Consider the following 17,858-nt stretch of genomic DNA (forward strand, 5'->3'; position numbering starts at 1 on the left):
CGTGTTGCCCCTGATCAAGCCCCGCAGAGAACAAAGACCCTGGCCGCCCCATGCCCTTTGGGAAAGAGCCGCAGCCCGCGCGGCCGTCCCCAAGCTGCGACAATGGCGCGCTTATGACCAACGCATTCATTCTGACGCTTTCGTGCCCCGACCGCCTGGGGCTGGTGCACGCGGTTTCCGGCTTTTTGCTCGACAACGGCGGCAACATCGAAGAGGCCGCGCAGTTCAACGACCCGGCCACCGGCCTGTTCTTCATGCGCGTGCGCTTTGCCTGCGACGCCGACTGCGCCTCGTTGCGCACCGACCTCGCCGCCTTCGCCGCGCCCTACGAGATGCGCTGGCAGCTGCACCCCGCCAGCGAGGCGATGAAGACCGTGCTGCTGGTCAGCCGCCAGGGCCACTGCCTGAACGACCTGCTGTTCCGCTTCAAGAGCGGCCTGCTGCCGATCGACATCCGGGCCATCATCAGCAACCACCGCGACTTTTACCAGCTCGCGGCCAGCTACAACATCCCGTTCCACCACATCCCGGTCACCGCGGCCACCAAGGCCCAGGCCGAGGCCAAGCAGTACGAGATCATCCAGGCCGAGGGCGCCGAGCTGGTGGTGCTGGCGCGCTACATGCAGGTGCTGTCCAACGACATGTGCAGCAAGCTCTCGGGCCGCGCCATCAACATCCACCACAGCTTCCTGCCCAGCTTCAAGGGCGCCAAGCCCTACTACCAGGCCCACGACCGCGGCGTGAAGCTGATCGGCGCCACCGCCCACTACGTGACGGCCGACCTCGACGAAGGCCCGATCATCGAGCAGGACGTGGCCCGCGCCGACCACACCGACACCGTCGAGGACCTGACCGCCCGCGGCCAGGACACCGAGAGCCAGGTGCTGGCCCGCGCCGTCAAGTGGCACTCGGAGCACCGGGTGCTGATGAACGGGCACAAGACGGTGGTTTTCAAGTAAAAAAGACCTCTAGCGCTTGTCCAACAAGCGCTAGCAGCTATCTTTTTGATATTAAAAGCTCAATACAGCCTGCGGCCCAGCAGGCTGACCAGCCCGATCGCCAACACGCCGCCGAGCAGGAACTTGCCGTAGTCGGCCCAGCTCGGCGCGGGCGATCCTTCGGGCATCGCGGTGGCGGACATCTCCCGCACCGGGCTGTCCGACACCACCTTGCAACCGCCGGCCGCGCAGGCATCGGCGAGCTGCACCACGGCCACCGTGGTGCTGGCCTGGCAGTGCTGCGCCGTCGCGGGGCTGCAGTTGGAAAGATCGTGAGCCTGCGCGCTGGCCCCCAGAGTGGCCGCGCCCCACAGGCACAGGACGAAAAAATGCCGCATGAATCGATTGAAAAAATCTGTCAATCGACTGTAGCGACAAACCGGCGCCCCGAATCTGAGCAAATCTGAGCATTACCGTATTGGCAACACCAGCCGCAGGCACACCGGCTCGTCGCCGCCCGCGGCCGCCAGCGCCACGCTGCCGCCCAACCGCTCGGCGATGCGCCGCACCAGGTACAGGCCCAGCCCCGCGCCCGGCTGGTGGCGGGCGTTCTGGCCGCGGTAGTACTTGTCGAACAGCTGGGTTTGGTCCTCGGGCGCGATGCGCGGCGCCGGGTTGGCGATCTCGATGTGCAGCCCGGCCCCGGCGCGCGCCGTGCGCAGCTGCACCACCGCGCCCGCGGGCGCATGGCGGTCGGCATTGGCCAGCAGGTTGCGCAGCGCGATCTTCAGCAGGCCGGCATCGCTCATCAGGCGGTCGGCGCCCGCGCCGAAATCGCAGGCCACGCGGCCGGGCGCAAAGCCCTCGCACAGCTCGGCGGCCAGCGCGCGCAGGTCGCAGTCCACGAGCTGCGGCTCGGACAGCGAGGCCCGCAGCCGGTCGTCGCTCAGGTAGTCGTCCAGCAGCGCCAGCAGGCGCTGCGCGGCCTCGCGGATGTGGCGGCTGCGCGCCAGCTGCTTCTCGGGCGGCGCGTCGAGATTGCGCCCCAGCTGCTGGGCCGAGGTGGTGATGATGGCCAGCGGCGTGCGGAACTCGTGCGACACCATGGCCACGAACTCGCGCTGCTCCTGGTGCACGCGCCGCTCCAGCGCCAGCGCCTCGCTCAGTTCGCTCTCGCGCCGCTGGCGCTGGGCCAGCTCGGCCTCGAGCTGCACCTGCTGGCGCTCGCGCGCCTGGCGCCGCAGCTCGTGCCCGCCGATGATCCACACGCTCAGCAGCAGCATGTGCGCCAGCGTGCCCAGCGCCGCGGCGTTGGCCACCAGCTGCTCGGACACCACGGCCAGCAGCGGCACCACGCCCAGGTTGCGCAGGAATGCCACCAACACGCAGGCATCGAAGATGCCGAACGCCACCAGGAAGAAGCCCGCCGGCCGGTGGCCGCGGCGCAGCCACAGCCACAGCGCCAGGCCCAGGAAGCCCAGCATCAGCGCCATGAACACCATCTGCAGCGGCACGATGCCCCAGGCATAGCGCAGCAGCAGGGCCGCCAGGGCGCAGGCGATGCAGAACAGCCACACGCTGCGCACCAGCACGGGCACGGCGTGCGGATAGCGCCGCGCCAGCGCGAGCTGCCGGCAGGCCAGCTGCACGCCCACCGCCACGGCGCTGCACAGGCCCAGGGCCAGCAGCCGGTCGCTCCAGGCCACGGGCATGCCCGTCAGCTGCTGCAGCAGGCCCAGCCACAGCACGGCGTTGAGCACGCAGCTGCTGACATAGGCCAGGAACAGCCCGCTCAGCGCCGCGCGCGTGGCCCACCAGAACACGCCGTGCACGCAGATCAGCAGCAGGTACACGCCGAAGTACAGGCCGAAGACCAGGGCCTGGCGCCGCGTGTGGTTGTCAAAGTCCAGGCGCTGCCACACATCGAGCCGCAGCGCGATCGCGTTCTTGGACTCCAGCCGCACCAACAGCTCGTGCGCGCCGGCGGTGTCGGCGTCGAACACGATGGCGGGGCTGCGGTAGTCCACCGGCCAGGCGCGGCGCGGCACATCCTCGCCGCTACGCCCGAGCAACCGCCAGCCGCCCTCCTGTCGGCGCGCGTAGACCTGCACGTCGTCCAGCAGCGCATTGCTGAGCACCAGCACCCAGTCGCCGGGCTGGGCCACCTCGAGCGGCAGGCGCAGCCAGACGGCCGACGTGGTGAAGCCCGCGTTCAGGTGGCCGGGCAGCGCCTGCCAGCCCGGCGCCTCGGCCGCCTGCGCGGCGCTCCAGCCGCGCGAGGGGTCGTCCAGCCGCTGCAGATGGCCTGCCGTGGCCTGCATCGGCTCCTCGCCGTCCAGCCGCAGCACCTGCGCGCCGGCCAGCAGCGGCCAGACCCAGGCGAGCAGCACCAGCAGGCGGATCAGCAGCGGGGTTGCGCAATAATGGCGCATGGTTGATGGTTCGGGATCCATGGCAGACAGCGAGCGTAACTCGGAACGCCTGCCCTCCCCCATGCCGCACGTCATCCTGCTCGAAGACGAGCCCGTGCTGCTCGAAGAGCTGGGCGATTTCCTGGGCACGCTGGGCTACACGCCCTGCGCCACCGCCAGCCTGGCGGAGTTCGAGCGCCGGTTCGACCCCACCCTCCACCGCCTGGCCATCATCGACATCGGCCTGCCCGACGGCGACGGCCTGCAGCTCATCCAGCGCCTGCGCAGCCATGGGCAGCATCTGGGCATCGTGGTGTTCAGCGCGCGCAGCACCAGCGCCGACCGCGTGCGCGGCCTGGCCGCCGGCGCCGACCACTACCTGGGCAAGGGCTGCGACCTGGACGAGCTGGAAGCCACGCTGGCCGCGCTGGCGCGCCGCCTGGGCCTGCAGCAGCGCCAGCCCCAGTGGCGGCTCGAGCTGGGCCCGCGCCGCCTGCTGGCGCCCGGCGCGCCGCCGGTGCCGCTGTCGCAGCAGGACCTGCAGGTGCTGCAGTGCCTGATGCGCGAGGCCGGCGCCCAGGTCAGCCGGCGCCGCATCGTCGAGGCGCTGGGCGCCGACTACCTCGACTACGACCAGCGCCGCCTCGACACCCAGATGCGCCGCCTGCGCCGCAAAGTGCTGGAGGCCAGCGGCCAGGAGCTGCCGGTCAAGACCCTGCGCAACACCGGCTACAGCTTCTACCTGCCGGCCACCATCGCCGATTGAACCCGCCGCCATGTCCACCCCACCCGGCAAGCCCGCCCCCGTAACGCCCGCCAGCAGCCTCGCGCGGCGCATCCCGCCCATCCAGTGCCTGCTGACCTTCGAGGCGCTGGCGCGGCTGCGCAGCGTGACGCAGACCGCCGACGAGCTGTGCGTCACGCCCAGCGCCGTCAGCCACCGCATCCGCCAACTCGAGCAGGTGCTGGGCGTGCGGCTCTTCGGCCGCGCCGACTTCTCGCTCACCACCGAGGGCCACGCCTACCTGGCCCATGTGCGCGAGGGGCTGGACTCGCTGCAGCGCTTTCCCGGCTCGGCCACGCTGCCCGGCAAGCGGCGGCTGAAGATCGCCGTCACGCCCACCTTCGCGCGCGCCATCCTCATCCCGCGGCTGCGCCAGTTCACCGATGCCTACCCCGAGATCGACCTGTCGCTGCACGTCGCCATCCCGCTGCTCGACGTGATTGCCGAGGACGCCGACCTGATGGTGCGCTACGGCGCCGGCCGCTACGCCGACGTGGAGCACCTCGAGCTCGCGCGCGACGAGGTCACGCCCATGGCCTCGCCCGCCTTCGTGCGCGAGCACGGGCCGTTCGAGTCGTTCGACGACATCGCCGAGCTGCCGCTGCTGCGCAGCGCGCTCGACCCCTGGCGCACCTGGTTCGCCGCCTGCGGCCTGCTCTGGCCCGAGCCGCACGAGGGCTCGCAGTTCAACGACGTGGGCCTGATGTGCGATGCCGCCGCCGCCGGCATGGGCATCGCGCTGATCCGCCTCAAGCTCGGCGCGCCCTGGCTGGACGAAGGCAAGCTCGTGCGCCTGTACGACAAGAGCGCGCTCAGCCCGCACGCGCACTACCTGTGCTGGCACACCGGCACCATGGACCGCTGGGAGTGCAGCGCCTTCGCGCAGTGGCTGCAGCAGGCCATGCGCTAAAAACCATAGCTTCTCGCGCTTGGTGTGCAATGGCTTCAATGCCATTCATATCGATAAACCTTGTATAGCAAGCGCCAGCAGCTCTCATTTTTGACAGAACCCGCCACCGGTTGCAGCCGATTCACGCCCCGCCCGCAAAAACTCTCACGGGCGCGGCGCGCCGGGGCCGGCGCCAATGGCGGTACAGTTGGGGCCATGTCCTCCATCGCCGAATCCCCCGCCACGGCGCCTGCCGTCGACCGCGCCGCGCGCCAGCGCGAAGTGGTGGCCGCGCTGCGCAAGCACCTGCCCGAGCATGCCCTGCTGTGGCACGACGAAGACACCGTGCCTTACGAATGCGACGGCCTCACCGCCTACCGCCAGCGCCCGCTGGTCGTTGCCCTGCCCGAGACCTACGAGCAGGTGCAGGCCGTGCTGCGCGCCTGCCACTCCATCGGTGCGCCGGTGGTGGCGCGCGGCGCCGGCACCGGGCTGTCGGGCAGCGCGCTGCCGCTGGCGCTGGGCGTCACGCTGTCGATGGCGCGCTTCAACCAGATCCTGCGCATCGACCCGGCCGCCTGCACCGCCGTCGTGCAGTGCGGCGTGCGCAACCTCGCCATCAGCGAGGCCGCCGCGCCGCACGGCCTGTACTACGCGCCCGACCCGAGCAGCCAGATCGCCTGCACCATCGGCGGCAACATCGCCGAGAACTCGGGCGGCGTGCACTGCCTCAAGTACGGCCTCACCGTGCACAACGTGCTGCAGATCAAGGGCTTCACCATCGAGGGCGAGCCTATCGAGTTCGGCTCCGAGGCGCTGGACGCGCCCGGCTACGACCTGCTGGCCGCGGTGATCGGCAGCGAGGGCATGCTGGCCGTGGCCACCGAGGTCACCGTCAAGCTCATCCCCAAGCCGCAGCTGGCGCGCTGCATCATGGCCAGCTTCGACGACGTGCGCAAGGCCGGCGACGCCGTGGCCGCGGTGATCGCGGCCGGCATCATCCCCGCGGGCCTGGAGATGATGGACAAACCCATGACCGCCGCCGTCGAGGACTTCGTGCGCGCCGGCTACGACCTCACGGCCGAGGCCATCCTGCTGTGCGAGAGCGACGGCACGCCTGAAGAGGTTGAAGAAGAGATCGCCCACATGAGCCAGGTGCTGCGCGCCGCCGGCGCCACCGCCATCAGTGTGAGCACCAGCGAGGAAGAGCGCCTGCGCTTCTGGAGCGGGCGCAAGAACGCCTTCCCCGCCAGCGGCCGCATCAGCCCCGACTACATGTGCATGGACTCGACCATCCCGCGCAAGCGCCTGGCCGACATCCTGCTCGCCATCCAGGACATGGAGAAGACCTACGGCCTGCGCTGCGCCAACGTCTTCCATGCCGGCGACGGCAACCTGCACCCGCTGATCCTGTTCGATGCGAACGACCCCGACCAGCTCGCGCGCTGCGAGAAGTTCGGCGCCGACATCCTGGAGACCAGCGTGGCCATGGGCGGCACCGTCACCGGCGAGCACGGCGTGGGCGTCGAGAAGCTCAACAGCATGTGCGTGCAGTTCTCGGCCGAGGAAAACGCGCAGATGCTGGCACTGAAAGCCGCGTTCGATCCGCAGGGCCTGCTCAACCCCGGCAAGGTCATCCCCACGCTGAACCGCTGTGCCGAGTACGGCAAGATGCTGGTGCGCGCCGGGGCGATCAAGCACCCTGAGCTCGAAAGGTTCTGAACCCATGCAGGCGCTGCAAGGCATGGCCTGGCTGCTGGTGCTGCAGCTCGCCGGCGAGGCGCTGGCGCGGCTGCTGGGCCTGCCCTTTCCCGGCCCGGTGGTCGGCATGCTGCTGCTGGCGCTGGCCCTGCACTGGCCGCTGGTGCGCGAGCCGGTGCAGACCGCCGCGGGCTTCCTGCTGTCGCACCTGTCGCTGCTGTTCGTGCCGGTGGGCGTGGGCGTCATCACCCACCTCGACCTGCTGCGCGACTATGGGCTCAAGCTGATGCTGGTGATCGCGCTCTCCACCTGGGCCGGCATGGCCGTCACGGTGCTGCTGGTGCGGGCGCTGATGCGCAACCACACCGCCCCCGCGAAGGACGCCCCCGATGCCTGATTTCGTCCAGCTCTGGGTCTACCTTTCGTCCGCGCCGCTGTTCGGGCTGACGGCCACGCTCGTGGTCTATGTGCTGGCGCAGGCGCTGTATGCGCGCGCCGGCCAGGAGCCCTGGGCCAACCCGGTGCTATGGTCGGTGCTGGCGCTGGGCTCGGGCCTGCTCATCCTGCAGGTGCCCTACCCCACCTACTTTGCCGGCGCGCAATTCATCCACTTCCTGCTCGGCCCGGCGGTGGTCGCGCTGGGCTTTCCGCTGTGGGAGCGGCGCGCCGAGCTGCGGCGCAGCTGGGGCCGCTTCCTGCTCGCGGCCCTGGTGGGCGGCGCCACCGCCGCCATCGTCGCCGTGAGCCTGGGCTGGGCCGTGGGCCTGTCGCCCGAGGTGCTGCGCTCGCTGGCGCCCAAGTCGGTCACCGCGCCGGTGGCCATGGGCGTGGCCGAGAAGATCGGCGGCGTGCCGGCGCTGGCGGCCATCTTCACGGTGCTGACCGGGCTGATCGGCGCGCTGTCGGCACGCTATTTGTTCCGCCTGCTGGGCGTGGGCACCAGCGACGTGGACTGGATGGCACGGGGCTTTGCGCTGGGCACGGCCTCGCACGGCGTGGGCGCCGCGCGGGCGCTGCAGGTGAATGCGGACGCCGGCGCCTACGCCGGCCTCGCGCTGAGCCTGCAGGTACTGCTGGCCGCGCTCTTAATGCCGCTGGTGGCGCGCTGGTTCTGAATCAGCGCTTGGCGCGGCGCACCGCCAGCCCGATCAGGCCCATCGACGCCAGCAGCAGCGCCCAGGGGTTGTCCGCCGGCACCGGCTTGGCGGCGCCCGGTCCTGGCAGCGGCTTCACTGCGCTGACCACCACCGTCACCTGGGCCGTCGCGCAGGCCGGCTTCGGATACGGGCCTTGCGCGGTGCAGATCTGGTACTGGAAGGCATCCGTTCCCGTGAAGCCGGCCGCCGGGGTGTAGGTGGCCGTGCCGTCGGCGTTGTAGACGACCTGGCCGTGGGCGGGGGCAGCCACCTCGGTTGCCGGCCCGGCCAGCGGCGCATTCGCGGGATCGCTGGAGGCATCGTTGCCCAGGATGGCAATCGTCACCGGCACGTCCTGCTTGGTGGTGGCCGAATCGGCACCTGCCGTCGCGCCCAGCACGCCCACGCTGACCGAGGCCTGCTTGCACTGTGTCGGCGCCGTCTGGATGCAGACCTGGTAGGTGAAGGTGTCGGTGCCCGTGAAGCCGGGGCTCGGGGTATAGACCACCTGGCCGGAGCCATCGACCGCCACGCTGCCGTTGGTGGGCTGCTGGACGATGGTGGGAACGCCAAGGCTCGCCGCCGGAGAGGAAGTGGAGTCGTTGGCCCGCACGTCGATGGTGACCGGCTGGCCCTGGGTGGTGCTGCCGGTATCGTTGGCGGGCGCGGGCACCGGCGGAATGCCCAGCATGAAGTCCACGGTGCTGGAGCCGGATTCGCGGGTCCGGATCTCGCAGACGTCGGCGGCCTTCACGACCAGGCCGGAAGTCGTGCCGTTCAGGGCGACGTTCGCCACGCTGGCCAGCTTCCAGAAAGAATCCGTCGCGCCTGCCACGGGGGGCGTCTGGGCCGGGTTGTTGGCCGTGGCGATCTGCAGGAACTCCACCGAAGTCGCATCGACCTGCGAGCCATCGCAGCGGTAGAAGCGGTACTCCACCGCATCCGTCCCATCGAAGTCGTGGCTGAACAGCGTGGTGCCCGCCACCATGGGCGCCGGGAACTTGACCGAGATCTCGCCGGCGCCCAGCTCCCACACATTGCCGGGATCGGTCGGCAGGCCGATATTGGCCGGCAGGTCGGTGGAGCCCATGAGTCCGCCGTTTTGTCCGCCACCCCAGGTGGCATAGGTGCGCGGCGTGGCTCCCAGCGTATTGATAGTGAACGGCGCGCCACCCAGCGTGGCGTTGATCGGCGTGCCGGCCACCGGCTTGGCCACCGTTGCGGTGAACTTGGCCATCTGCCAACCGGTGAAATATTGCGAGTTGGCCGCCACCGACGTTTGCGCATGGGCTGCGGCACCCATCGCCGAAGCCGCACACAAGCCCCAGATCCAAGTCTTCGTTCTCATTGTTTTCGCTCCAACCTGCTGCAGGACACGCGACATGCGGCTGCACAGGCTGGCGAATTTATGATTTATTTTTACTAATATCAACTTCAAATTGATTTATTAACTTTATTTAAAAATCAAACTGAAGAATCAAGCAAGCGCAGTCCTTGCCTCGCTCAAGAGCCAACCCGTGCGAGAGAAGACGGCGGCGTGCCGATCAAGCGGCCTTGATCGGGACTGTCGGGAATCGTGAAGTTGGGAGAGCGGCCTGTTGAATGCGCCGTCTAGCGCTGGCACGCGAATGGCTCTGGCCTGGGCCAAGAGCCAAGCATATCGGCCAGGCCCTAGGCGGGCACCAGTTGCCCGTTCAGGCTGGCGATGCGGCCCTGCGCATCAAGCTGCGCCACGAGGCGGTCACTGCCGCGCGTGGCGGTGATCTCGTGCGCCGACTCCTGCACCGCCATGCCCTTGGCCTGCAGGTAGTGCAGCAGCATCAGGCGATGGCTCATCGGGTACTGGCTGATGACCTGCGGCACCACGCTCAGCACGCGGGCCAGATTGAATTCGGCCTTGGGCAGGCCATGGCCCGGGTCGATCAGCACCAGCATGATGCCTTCGCCGTAGTCGGCCAGGTAGTAGCCGGCGCTTTCGTCAGCACCGCAAGCGATGAGGCCGAGCTGGTGCAGGTCCTGCTGCGCCAGCGGGTACTGCGGCTCGGTCAGGAAGGCGATGGCCTCCTGCTCGCCATGCACGCGCATCTGGCGTGCGACCACCATGCTGTCCTCGCTGACCTGCGCCTGCTCGTTGGCCCAGATCCAGCGCCAGGTGCCCGAGACCGCCGAGAACGAGCCCAGCACCTGCATCGGGAAGGTCAGCTCGCTGCCGAACGAGATGGTGCCGGCCTCGGCGTCGGCCGTCCAGTCGTGCTCGCCGATCAGTGCGGCGAAGTCGATCTGCCGGTCCCAGGCCATGCCGCCGTACAGCGCCAGCATCTGCCGCTGGCGCGCGCTGCCCCAGCCGGAGCCGGCCACCAGGGCCTCAGCGGCCGGTTGCTCGCTGTCGAAAGGCAGCTCGGACTGCGCGGGTGCCGGTTCCGGCAGCGGGTCCAATGCCGCGAGGGGATCGGCGGTCGTGCCCGGCTCGACGCGGTCGTCAGCCGCGGCCGCAGCCGTGTTCGCCAGTGTTGGGGGCTCCGATGGCCTGAACCAGCGGAGCAAGGATTGCCACAAGCCCATTGTCTAGGTTCCTTGGTTGCCTGCCGGCCACAGCCGGCGTGATTGCGAACCAGTATAGAACGCGAGCAACTGCAACTCCGCACACACCCTTATTGCAGATGCAACAGGCTGTTGACCCTGCCGCGCCGCGAATCCGCTCAGTTCAGCGCCATGCTGAGCCGGCGGCGGTAGCCGTTGAGCAGCTGGGTCAGCTCGTCTTCCTGCTTGCCGGCCTTGCCGGTCAACTCGATGCCGCCGGCGCTCTTGCCGGCGGCTGCGGCGTCGGCCTTGGGCTTGGGCGGGGTCATCAGCTCCAGGATGGCGACGTAGAGCTTGCGCGCGGCCTGGCCGTTCCAGTCCTTGTCGCGCATGATGATCTCGAGCAGCTCATCCATGGACGCCGGCCACTGGCCCTCGGCCATCAGCGCCTGGGCCTTGGCGAAACGGGTGTCGAAGTCGCGCTTGTTCTGCGCGATCAGCGCGTCGAACTGCTCGACGGGCCAGTCGCCACGCTCGTCAGTCAGCACGAAGCGCGTGGCCAGCAGCCACTGCTGCAGCGCCTCGAAGCGCAGCGGGCGCTGCACGCGCCTGAGCGGCTCGGCGATCAGCGCCTCGGCCTCGTCCACCGCACCGGTCTGGACCAGCAGGCGGGCGTAGTCGTAGCGGGCATCGTCGTTGGCAGGATCGACCTCCAGGGCTTCGGCGAGTTTCTGCAGCGCGGCCGCGGTGTCGCCGGCATCCAGCAGCTGCTGGGCTTCGTCGGCCTGCTCCTCGGCCTGCAGCGCGCCCTCGCTGGGCACGTGCTTGTCGAGGAAGGCGCGCAGCTGGCCCTCGGGCTGGACGCCCATGAAGCCGTCCACCGGCTTGCCGCCCACCATCATCACGCAGGTCGGGATGCTGCGGATGCCGAACATGGAGGCGAGCTGCTGCTCCTGGTCGGAGTCGATCTTCACCAGCTTGAAGCGGCCGGCGTATTCGAGCTCGAGCTTCTCCAGTATCGGCCCCAGGGTCTTGCAGGGGCCGCACCACGGCGCCCAGAAGTCCACCAGCACCGGCACCTCCATCGAGGCGTGGATCACTTCGGCTTCGAAATTCTGAATGGTGACGTCGATCATGTCGCAAAAATCCCAGTAGAGGCGGGCAGCTTCGCTGCAAAAGTAAAATTCTAGTTTGGCGGTGGATATGGCACGTTGCCTGATCCCGCAAGCAACATCATCTATGACACCCATCCAGATTGGCGTGGTCATGGGTTCCAGCAGCGACTGGGACACCATGCAGCACGCGGTAGCGATTCTCCAGCAATTCGGCATCTCCCACGAAGCGCAGGTCGTTTCGGCGCACCGCATGCCCGACGACATGTTCGCCTATGCCGAAGCCGCCGCGGGCCGCGGCCTGCAGGCCATCATCGCCGGCGCGGGCGGCGCGGCCCACCTGCCGGGCATGATCGCCGCCAAGACCACGGTGCCCGTGCTGGGCGTGCCGGTGGCCAGCCGCCACCTGCAGGGCGTGGATTCGCTGCACTCCATCGTGCAGATGCCCAAGGGCGTGCCGGTGGCCACCTTCGCGATCGGCGCGGCCGGCGCGGCCAACGCGGCGCTGTTCGCCGTGGCGCTGCTGGCCAATGCCGACCCGGCGCTGCGCAGCAAGCTCGAGGCCTTCCGCGCCGAGCAGACCGCCGCCGCGCGCGCGATGACGCTTCCGCCGGTGTCCGCATGAGCGCGCCCGCCACCATCCTGCCCGGCGCCACGCTCGGCGTGCTGGGCGGCGGCCAGCTCGGCCGCATGTTCGTGCAGTCGGCCCAGGCCATGGGCTACTTCACCGCGGTGCTCGACGCCGACCCGACCAGCCCGGCCGGCCTCGTCAGCCACCACCACATCCGCACCGGCTACGAAGACCGCGAGGGCCTCGAAGCCCTGCGCCGCCTGTGCGCGGCCGTGACCACCGAGTTCGAGAACGTGCCCGCCGCGTCGCTGAACCAGCTGGCGGCGCACATGCCGGTGTCGCCCGCCGGCAGCGCCGTCTCCATCGCGCAGGACCGCGCGGCCGAGAAGGCGCATTTCGTGCGCTGCGGCGTGCCCTGCGCGCCCTATGCGGTGATCGAGACCGAGGCACAGCTGGCGGCCGTGAGCCCGAGCCTCTTGCCCGGCATCCTGAAGACCGCGCGCATGGGCTACGACGGCAAGGGCCAGGTGCGCGTGAAGGACGCCGCCGAGCTGGCCACCGCCTGGCAGCAGCTGGGCCGCGTGGCCTGCGTGCTCGAAAAGATGCTGCCGCTGGCGCACGAGTGCTCGGTCATCGTCGCGCGCGGCCGCGATGGCAGCATCGTCAACCTGCCGGTGCAGCGCAACCTGCACCGCGACGGCATCCTGGCCGTGACCGAGGTTTATGAAGGAAATCTGCCTGCAGCCCAGGTGGAACAAGCGCTGGCAGCTGCAAAATCGGTAGCAGACGGCCTTGACTACGTGGGCGTGCTGTGCGTGGAGTTCTTCGTGCTGCAGGACGGCATGCTCGTGGTCAATGAGATCGCGCCGCGCCCGCACAACAGCGGCCACTACAGCCAGAACGCCTGCGACGTCTCGCAGTTCGAGCTGCAGGTGCGCTGCATGACCGGCCTGCCGCTGACGCAGCCGCGCCAGCACAGCCCGTCCATCATGCTCAACCTGCTGGGCGACCTGTGGTTCGCCCGTGACGGCAAGGAGAGCGACCAGCCCGTGGCCCCGGCCTGGGACCAGGTGCTCGCGCTGCCCGGCTGCCACCTGCACCTGTACGGCAAGCGCGACGCCAAGCGCGGCCGCAAGATGGGCCACCTCAACGTCACCGGCGCCACCGTGGAGCAGGTGCGCGCCACCGCGCTGCGCGCCGCCGAAATCCTCGGCATCGCCGCGTTCTGACGATGGTCCTGGACGGAAACCAGCCCGCATCGGTACAGGCCGCCGCCGAGGCGCTCGCACGCGGCGAACTGCTGGGCCTGCCGACCGAGACCGTCTACGGCCTCGCGGCCGATGCCGACAACGACGCCGCCGTGGCGCAGATCTTTGCCGCCAAGGGCCGCCCCAGCAACCACCCGCTGATCGTGCACGTGGCCGACAGCGCCGCCATCACGCGCTACGCCAAGGAGGTGCCGCTGTTCGCGCAGCAGCTGATCGATGCCTTCTGGCCCGGCCCGCTCACCGTCATCCTGCCGCGCCTCGCGCAGGCCGCCGTGGCCTCGACCGGCGGGCAGGACAGCGTGGGCCTGCGCTGCCCCGCGCACCCGGTGGCGCATGCGGTGCTGGCGGCCTGCCAGCGGCTCGCGCCGCCGGTCTGGGGCGTCTCGGCGCCCAGCGCCAACAAGTTCGGCCGCGTCAGCCCCACCACGGCGCAGCACGTGGCGGCCGAGTTCGGCGACGACCTGCTGGTGCTCGATGGCGGCGCCTGCGCCGTGGGCATCGAGTCGACCATCGTCGACTGCACGCGCGGCATGCCCGTGCTGCTGCGCCCCGGCGCCATCACGCGTGCCGACATCGAGCGCGCCTGCGGCCTGCGACCGCTCTCGAAAGAAGAGCTGCCCGCGCATACCCCGCGTGCCTCAGGAACACTTTTGGCTCACTATGCGCCCAATGCCAAGGTGCGGCTGATGGATGCGAAGCAGTTGCAGTCGGCGCTGGACGTACTGGGCCCGGACGCCCGGCACATCGCGCTGTACCACCGCGCGCCGCTCACCACGGCCTCGCGCCACATCGTGCAGCGCACCATGCCCGGCGACGCGCTGGCCGCGGCCCGCGAGCTGTTCGGCACGCTGCGCGACCTCGATGCCCTGGGCGTCAAGCTCATCTGGATCGAGACACCGCCGGGCAGCCCCGACTGGGAAGGGGTTTACGATCGGTTGCAACGCGCTGCGGCAGCTTGACACCGGATGCACGTGTTTACCAGAAGCCGCGCGGGCAGTCGCTACACTACCCACCTACTTTCATGGATCTGGAGATGAATATGGCAGCAACCTGGATGCGCCGAACCTTTGCAATCGCGGCCTGCGCCTCCGCCACGCTGCTGGCGGCCTGCGGCGGCAGCTCGACGGCGGACTCGGTGACACCCACCCGCATCATCAGCTTCGGCGACACGGTGAGCGACCTGGGCCAGGGGCCTTCCGGCTCGCGCTATTCGGTCAACAACGGCAGCATCAACAACTGGATCGCCGAAGTGGCCGACCGCTACGGCATCAGCGTGGCCGCAGCCAATGCCGGCGGCGCCGGCTACGCCCGGGGCAATGCCCGCGTGAGCCTGGCGGACGCCACCGGCGTGACCAACGCGCCTTCCGTCACCCAGCAGGTCGATGCCTACCTGGCCGGCGGCGGCTTCACCTCCACCGACTTCGTCTTCATCGGCGGCGGCCAGAGCGATATCGTCGCCGGCATGAACGAATACCTGGCAGGCACCAAGACGCAGGAGCAGTTCACCGCCGACATGGTGACCGCGGCCGAGCAACTGGCCGGCCAGGTCGACCGCCTGGTGAATGCCGGTGCGCCGCACGTGCTGGTGTCGCAGTCGCCCAACGTGGGCCGTTCGCTGTGGGCCGCCCAGTTGAACAACATCTACCCCACCGCCACCACCAAGCCCAGCGACGTGCTGGAAACCGCGGTCACCAAGTTCAACCAGACCGTGCAGCTGGCCGTGGGCAAATACTCCGGCACCAAGGTGCTGTTCGTCGACCTGCAGGGCTTCTTCAACTCGATTTCGGGCGAACTGGGTGGCACGCCAGGCTCCGGTTTCAGCAAGAACACCGAGCCGGTCTGCACCTCGGTCGATGCCAGCAACGGCCTGGGCATCGGCCTGAACCAGATCAACTCGCTGCTGTGCAACGACAGCACGCTGATCCCCGGCGCCACGCTGTCGGCCTATGTGTTTGCCGACCCGCTGAACTACACGCCGGAAGCGCATGTGGTGGTGGGCGACCGCGTCTACAACCGCATCAAGGCCAACTGGTAAGCCCACTCCGGGCTGCCGCAAAAAACCGCCTCGACAGGCGGTTTTTTCTTGGCCGCCCGCCGCGGCGATGGCTACAGATGGGCGGCGAAGAACCTGCGTGCCGCCGAGACGCAGAACGGCGGCACCAGGCCGCCGTGGTAGGCCGCGGTCACGCCGGCCGCGCCGCCGGACTGCTGCGCCTGCGCCTTGGCCGCCCGGAAGCCGGCTTTCTCGACGGCAAACGCATCGTTCGCACCGGTGGCCGCGGCCTCCAGGTCCAGCGCGGTCACGAGGCCCGAGCCCAGGTCCTTCCAATAGTCCAGCATGGCCGTGGTATTGGCGCCGTAGAACACCGTCGGGTCGCCCGCGCCACCGCACAGCAGCATGGGGCTGGAGGGCTTCCAGTTGCGCAGGTCGTTGCGCGCCAGCGCCTGGCGCAGCGGGTTCTGCGGCGCGGCCGGGTTCTGGGCCAGGTCATCCAGGAAGGCCCGCCGCACGGCATTGGTGATCAGGTGGTCGCTGCCGAAGCCCCGCGCGAACAGCGGCGCCAGCTCGGGCGGCGTGGTGGGCGGCGTCAGCGCCTGGTACTGCTGCGCCGGTGCCTCGGTGCTGAACAGCGCGGAGGCCGGCAGCCGGCCCTGCTGCACCAGCGTAGCCACCGGCGTGGCCGATGGCAGCAGGCCCGGCACCGAGTCCGCATAGCGGCCCGCAAACAGCTGCGCCGGTGCCTGGTAGAGGTTGCCGTAGGCGCGCTGGTAGCTCTCGACGACCAGCGGCGTGAACACGGTGGCGCCGGCGTTCACCCGGCCCGAGAAGATGGCATCGCCGAACGCGGCCAGCGCATACGGGCCGGACAGCGGCGCCGCTGCCGCCACCTTCTCGCCCGCCTGCTGCAGCGCCCGCTGCGTGGCCATAGCCACATGGCCGCCCTGCGAATAGCCCGAGAGCAGCAGTGCGCCGCCCGCAGCCTCGCCCAACTGGTTCATCGCGGTGCGCGCGGCCCGGAGGGCATCGCGCATGTCCCGGGCCGACTGGTCGGCATGCAGGTAGGGGTGGTAGCCCAGGCGCGACTGGTCGTAGCCGGCATAGTTGGGCGCCACCACGCGGTAGCCTTGCGCGGCGAAAAAGGCCGCCAGGATCATGCCTTCGCCCGCACCAGGGTTGGCCTTGTTCAATGGGTTGGAGATATCGAAGCTGCGGTCGGCCGCGGTGCCGTGCGCATACAGCAGCGTGGGGCGGGCGCCCTGGCAGGCCGGATCGTCGCCCTGCGGCAGCATCAGCGCGCCGGTGGCATTCGTGGCCTCGCCCTTCGCCCCCACGGTGCGGTACTCGATCTTGTGGAAGCGGATGCCGCAGCGCGGCTTCGAGGCCAATTGCAGCAGCGCACGGCCCGAGTCCGTGGCCGACAGCGTCTGCGCCAGTTGCTCGCCCGTGACCACGGCCAGCGGCGTGGCGGGCTGGTTGAGCAGCTCGCCACCCCGCTCCCGATCGCCCAGGCCGCCTCGGCCCCCGCAGGCCGACAGCAGGCTGGCCATGGCCAGCGCCACGGCGGTGCAGACGGTATTGCGACGCATGCAGGTCTCCTTGGTCTTGGGGGATCAATCTAGGCTGGCTGCGGGCCGGCGTCAGAACAGCAGCGGCCGCACACGCTCTGCCGCCCGGCGCAGCGCGGGCAGCGCGGCCAGCGCATCCTTGGGCTTCATGCGCGCCGTGGGTGCGTGCAGGGCCATGGTAGCGCGGCATTCGCCCTTGTCGTCCAGGATGGGCACGGCCATGCCGATCAGGCCGAGCATGAATTCCTCGATGTCGGCGGAATAGCCATCGATGCGGATCTGCGCACAGGCTTTTTCGAGCGCCTCGGGCTGCGTCAGCGTGAATTCGGTGAGCTGCGCAAAGTGCGCGTGCTGCAGCACCGCGGCGCGCTTGTCGGCAGGCATCAGCGCCAGGTACATCTTGCCGCTGGCCGTGGCGTGCAGCGGCACATGCGAACCAGCCTCCAGCTGCGTGCGCAGCGGCCAGTGCGTTTCCACCCGGTCGAGGTAGCGCACCTGCAGGCCGTCGAGCACGGTGAGGTTGCAGGTCTCGTCGATCTCCCCGACCAGCTCGGCAAGCACCTGGTGACGCAGTTCGCGGCGCGGGTCGCGCTCCAGCGTGGCCAGTGCCATCTTCAGCAGGCGCGGGCCTGGCGAGAAGCTGCGGTCCGCCACATCGCGGCTGAGCCAGTGCTGCGCCTCCAGCTGGCTGCACATGCGCGAAGCGGTGGCCTTGGGCAGCCCGAGCGCTCCCGCCACATCCATCAAGCCCACGCGCCCCGATGCGGCGACGAAATCCAGCACGGACAGCGCCCGCTCCGAGACGGAAACCGGCTCGCCGCTGGTGTCGGAATCAGCTGGCGCCGGGGTGCCTGGATGGGCCCTCCTGGCGGTGGCGAGCGGCTTGCGAATCGTCATGGTTCTATAGGTCCAGGTGTGTCTGGTACCACGGGTTTTTTCCCATTGTACGGCCCGGCATTTG

The 17,858-nt window shown here is 69.5% G+C and carries 17 protein-coding genes; 10 read left to right on the forward strand and 7 right to left on the reverse strand.

Annotated elements, in window-relative coordinates:
* Nucleotides 1–113: 113 nt before the first annotated feature.
* On the forward strand, nucleotides 114–959 hold the full coding sequence (gene purU, locus ACYVKR_RS22480) for a formyltetrahydrofolate deformylase (RefSeq protein ID WP_460483219.1): 846 nt from the start codon (nucleotides 114–116) through the stop codon (nucleotides 957–959).
* A gap of 59 nt (nucleotides 960–1,018) precedes the next feature.
* Here the strand turns inward: purU and ACYVKR_RS22485 are convergent, their stop codons facing one another.
* Both ACYVKR_RS22485 and ACYVKR_RS22490 read right to left on the reverse strand, forming a co-directional pair.
* Complete coding sequence (locus ACYVKR_RS22485; RefSeq protein WP_460483220.1) at nucleotides 1,019–1,336, reverse strand: hypothetical protein; 318 nt, start codon at nucleotides 1,334–1,336, stop codon at nucleotides 1,019–1,021.
* Nucleotides 1,337–1,408: 72 nt separating this feature from the next.
* Nucleotides 1,409–3,370, reverse strand: a complete 1,962-nt coding sequence (locus tag ACYVKR_RS22490) for a sensor histidine kinase (protein WP_460483221.1) — start codon at nucleotides 3,368–3,370, stop codon at nucleotides 1,409–1,411.
* A 61-nt stretch (nucleotides 3,371–3,431) separates the two neighbouring features.
* Between ACYVKR_RS22490 and ACYVKR_RS22495 the strand changes: the two genes are divergently transcribed.
* The 5 genes from ACYVKR_RS22495 (at nucleotide 3,432) to ACYVKR_RS22515 (ending at nucleotide 7,838) form a co-directional block, all read left to right on the forward strand.
* Nucleotides 3,432–4,115: a response regulator transcription factor gene (locus tag ACYVKR_RS22495; RefSeq protein ID WP_460483263.1), complete on the forward strand. Its 684-nt coding sequence runs from the start codon at nucleotides 3,432–3,434 to the stop codon at nucleotides 4,113–4,115.
* Nucleotides 4,116–4,125: 10 nt separating this feature from the next.
* Nucleotides 4,126–5,043, forward strand: a complete 918-nt coding sequence (locus tag ACYVKR_RS22500) for a LysR family transcriptional regulator (protein ID WP_460483222.1) — start codon at nucleotides 4,126–4,128, stop codon at nucleotides 5,041–5,043.
* A gap of 195 nt (nucleotides 5,044–5,238) precedes the next feature.
* The gene (locus ACYVKR_RS22505; protein ID WP_460483223.1) at nucleotides 5,239–6,744 is read left to right on the forward strand and encodes an FAD-binding oxidoreductase; all 1,506 of its coding nucleotides are present in this window, start codon (nucleotides 5,239–5,241) and stop codon (nucleotides 6,742–6,744) included.
* 4 nt (nucleotides 6,745–6,748) lie between these two features.
* Nucleotides 6,749–7,120, forward strand: a complete 372-nt coding sequence (locus ACYVKR_RS22510; RefSeq protein ID WP_460483224.1) for a CidA/LrgA family protein — start codon at nucleotides 6,749–6,751, stop codon at nucleotides 7,118–7,120.
* Complete coding sequence (locus ACYVKR_RS22515; protein WP_460483225.1) at nucleotides 7,113–7,838, forward strand: LrgB family protein; 726 nt, start codon at nucleotides 7,113–7,115, stop codon at nucleotides 7,836–7,838. Before ACYVKR_RS22510 ends, ACYVKR_RS22515 begins: the two co-directional genes overlap by 8 nt.
* Nucleotide 7,839: 1 nt before the next feature.
* Here the strand turns inward: ACYVKR_RS22515 and ACYVKR_RS22520 are convergent, their stop codons facing one another.
* The 3 genes from ACYVKR_RS22520 to trxA all read right to left on the reverse strand — a co-directional run bounded on the left by ACYVKR_RS22520 (nucleotide 7,840) and on the right by trxA (nucleotide 11,515).
* Nucleotides 7,840–9,207: an Ig-like domain-containing protein gene (locus ACYVKR_RS22520; protein ID WP_460483226.1), complete on the reverse strand. Its 1,368-nt coding sequence runs from the start codon at nucleotides 9,205–9,207 to the stop codon at nucleotides 7,840–7,842.
* 323 nt (nucleotides 9,208–9,530) lie between these two features.
* A complete protein-coding gene (locus ACYVKR_RS22525; protein WP_460483227.1) occupies nucleotides 9,531–10,421 on the reverse strand; it encodes a DUF6882 domain-containing protein in 891 nt (296 codons plus the stop codon).
* 137 nt (nucleotides 10,422–10,558) lie between these two features.
* Nucleotides 10,559–11,515 (reverse strand): thioredoxin, encoded by a 957-nt coding sequence (gene trxA, locus ACYVKR_RS22530; protein ID WP_460483228.1) that lies wholly within the window; start codon nucleotides 11,513–11,515, stop codon nucleotides 10,559–10,561.
* 103 nt (nucleotides 11,516–11,618) lie between these two features.
* Here trxA and purE point away from each other — a divergent pair, with 103 nt between their 5' ends.
* From purE to ACYVKR_RS22550, 4 genes are all read left to right on the forward strand, one after another.
* Complete coding sequence (gene purE, locus ACYVKR_RS22535) at nucleotides 11,619–12,116, forward strand: 5-(carboxyamino)imidazole ribonucleotide mutase (protein ID WP_460483229.1); 498 nt, start codon at nucleotides 11,619–11,621, stop codon at nucleotides 12,114–12,116.
* Entirely contained in the window at nucleotides 12,113–13,291 is a 1,179-nt protein-coding gene (locus ACYVKR_RS22540) for a 5-(carboxyamino)imidazole ribonucleotide synthase (RefSeq protein WP_460483230.1), read from the forward strand. The genes purE and ACYVKR_RS22540 overlap by 4 nt, the downstream gene beginning before the upstream one ends.
* Nucleotides 13,292–13,293: 2 nt before the next feature.
* Complete coding sequence (locus ACYVKR_RS22545; RefSeq protein WP_460483231.1) at nucleotides 13,294–14,289, forward strand: L-threonylcarbamoyladenylate synthase; 996 nt, start codon at nucleotides 13,294–13,296, stop codon at nucleotides 14,287–14,289.
* An 80-nt stretch (nucleotides 14,290–14,369) separates the two neighbouring features.
* Nucleotides 14,370–15,365, forward strand: coding sequence for an SGNH/GDSL hydrolase family protein (locus tag ACYVKR_RS22550; protein ID WP_460483232.1), 996 nt, complete (start codon nucleotides 14,370–14,372; stop codon nucleotides 15,363–15,365).
* 71 nt (nucleotides 15,366–15,436) lie between these two features.
* On the opposite strand, the gene ACYVKR_RS22555 is transcribed toward ACYVKR_RS22550, so the two are convergent.
* Together ACYVKR_RS22555 and ACYVKR_RS22560 are read right to left on the reverse strand one after the other, a co-directional pair.
* Entirely contained in the window at nucleotides 15,437–16,918 is a 1,482-nt protein-coding gene (locus tag ACYVKR_RS22555; RefSeq protein WP_460483233.1) for an alpha/beta hydrolase, read from the reverse strand.
* Between the two features lie 51 nt (nucleotides 16,919–16,969).
* Nucleotides 16,970–17,794: an IclR family transcriptional regulator gene (locus tag ACYVKR_RS22560; protein ID WP_460483234.1), complete on the reverse strand. Its 825-nt coding sequence runs from the start codon at nucleotides 17,792–17,794 to the stop codon at nucleotides 16,970–16,972.
* Nucleotides 17,795–17,858 lie beyond the last annotated feature (64 nt).

Source organism: Comamonas humi (assembly GCF_054782535.1).

What these genes read in the sequence shown, in the direction of transcription:
- purE (WP_460483229.1), top strand. Translation starts at nt 11,619, where the DNA reads ATGACACCCATCCAGATTGGCGTGGTCATGGGTTCCAGCAGCGACTGG.
- ACYVKR_RS22560 (WP_460483234.1), bottom strand. Translation starts at nt 17,794, where the DNA reads ATGACGATTCGCAAGCCGCTCGCCACCGCCAGGAGGGCCCATCCAGGC.
- ACYVKR_RS22485 (WP_460483220.1), bottom strand. Translation starts at nt 1,336, where the DNA reads ATGCGGCATTTTTTCGTCCTGTGCCTGTGGGGCGCGGCCACTCTGGGG.
- trxA (WP_460483228.1), bottom strand. Translation starts at nt 11,515, where the DNA reads ATGATCGACGTCACCATTCAGAATTTCGAAGCCGAAGTGATCCACGCC.
- ACYVKR_RS22525 (WP_460483227.1), bottom strand. Translation starts at nt 10,421, where the DNA reads ATGGGCTTGTGGCAATCCTTGCTCCGCTGGTTCAGGCCATCGGAGCCC.
- ACYVKR_RS22490 (WP_460483221.1), bottom strand. Translation starts at nt 3,370, where the DNA reads ATGCGCCATTATTGCGCAACCCCGCTGCTGATCCGCCTGCTGGTGCTG.
- purU (WP_460483219.1), top strand. Translation starts at nt 114, where the DNA reads ATGACCAACGCATTCATTCTGACGCTTTCGTGCCCCGACCGCCTGGGG.
- ACYVKR_RS22510 (WP_460483224.1), top strand. Translation starts at nt 6,749, where the DNA reads ATGCAGGCGCTGCAAGGCATGGCCTGGCTGCTGGTGCTGCAGCTCGCC.
- ACYVKR_RS22495 (WP_460483263.1), top strand. Translation starts at nt 3,432, where the DNA reads ATGCCGCACGTCATCCTGCTCGAAGACGAGCCCGTGCTGCTCGAAGAG.
- ACYVKR_RS22540 (WP_460483230.1), top strand. Translation starts at nt 12,113, where the DNA reads ATGAGCGCGCCCGCCACCATCCTGCCCGGCGCCACGCTCGGCGTGCTG.
- ACYVKR_RS22555 (WP_460483233.1), bottom strand. Translation starts at nt 16,918, where the DNA reads ATGCGTCGCAATACCGTCTGCACCGCCGTGGCGCTGGCCATGGCCAGC.
- ACYVKR_RS22520 (WP_460483226.1), bottom strand. Translation starts at nt 9,207, where the DNA reads ATGAGAACGAAGACTTGGATCTGGGGCTTGTGTGCGGCTTCGGCGATG.
- ACYVKR_RS22500 (WP_460483222.1), top strand. Translation starts at nt 4,126, where the DNA reads ATGTCCACCCCACCCGGCAAGCCCGCCCCCGTAACGCCCGCCAGCAGC.
- ACYVKR_RS22505 (WP_460483223.1), top strand. Translation starts at nt 5,239, where the DNA reads ATGTCCTCCATCGCCGAATCCCCCGCCACGGCGCCTGCCGTCGACCGC.
- ACYVKR_RS22515 (WP_460483225.1), top strand. Translation starts at nt 7,113, where the DNA reads ATGCCTGATTTCGTCCAGCTCTGGGTCTACCTTTCGTCCGCGCCGCTG.
- ACYVKR_RS22545 (WP_460483231.1), top strand. Translation starts at nt 13,294, where the DNA reads ATGGTCCTGGACGGAAACCAGCCCGCATCGGTACAGGCCGCCGCCGAG.
- ACYVKR_RS22550 (WP_460483232.1), top strand. Translation starts at nt 14,370, where the DNA reads ATGGCAGCAACCTGGATGCGCCGAACCTTTGCAATCGCGGCCTGCGCC.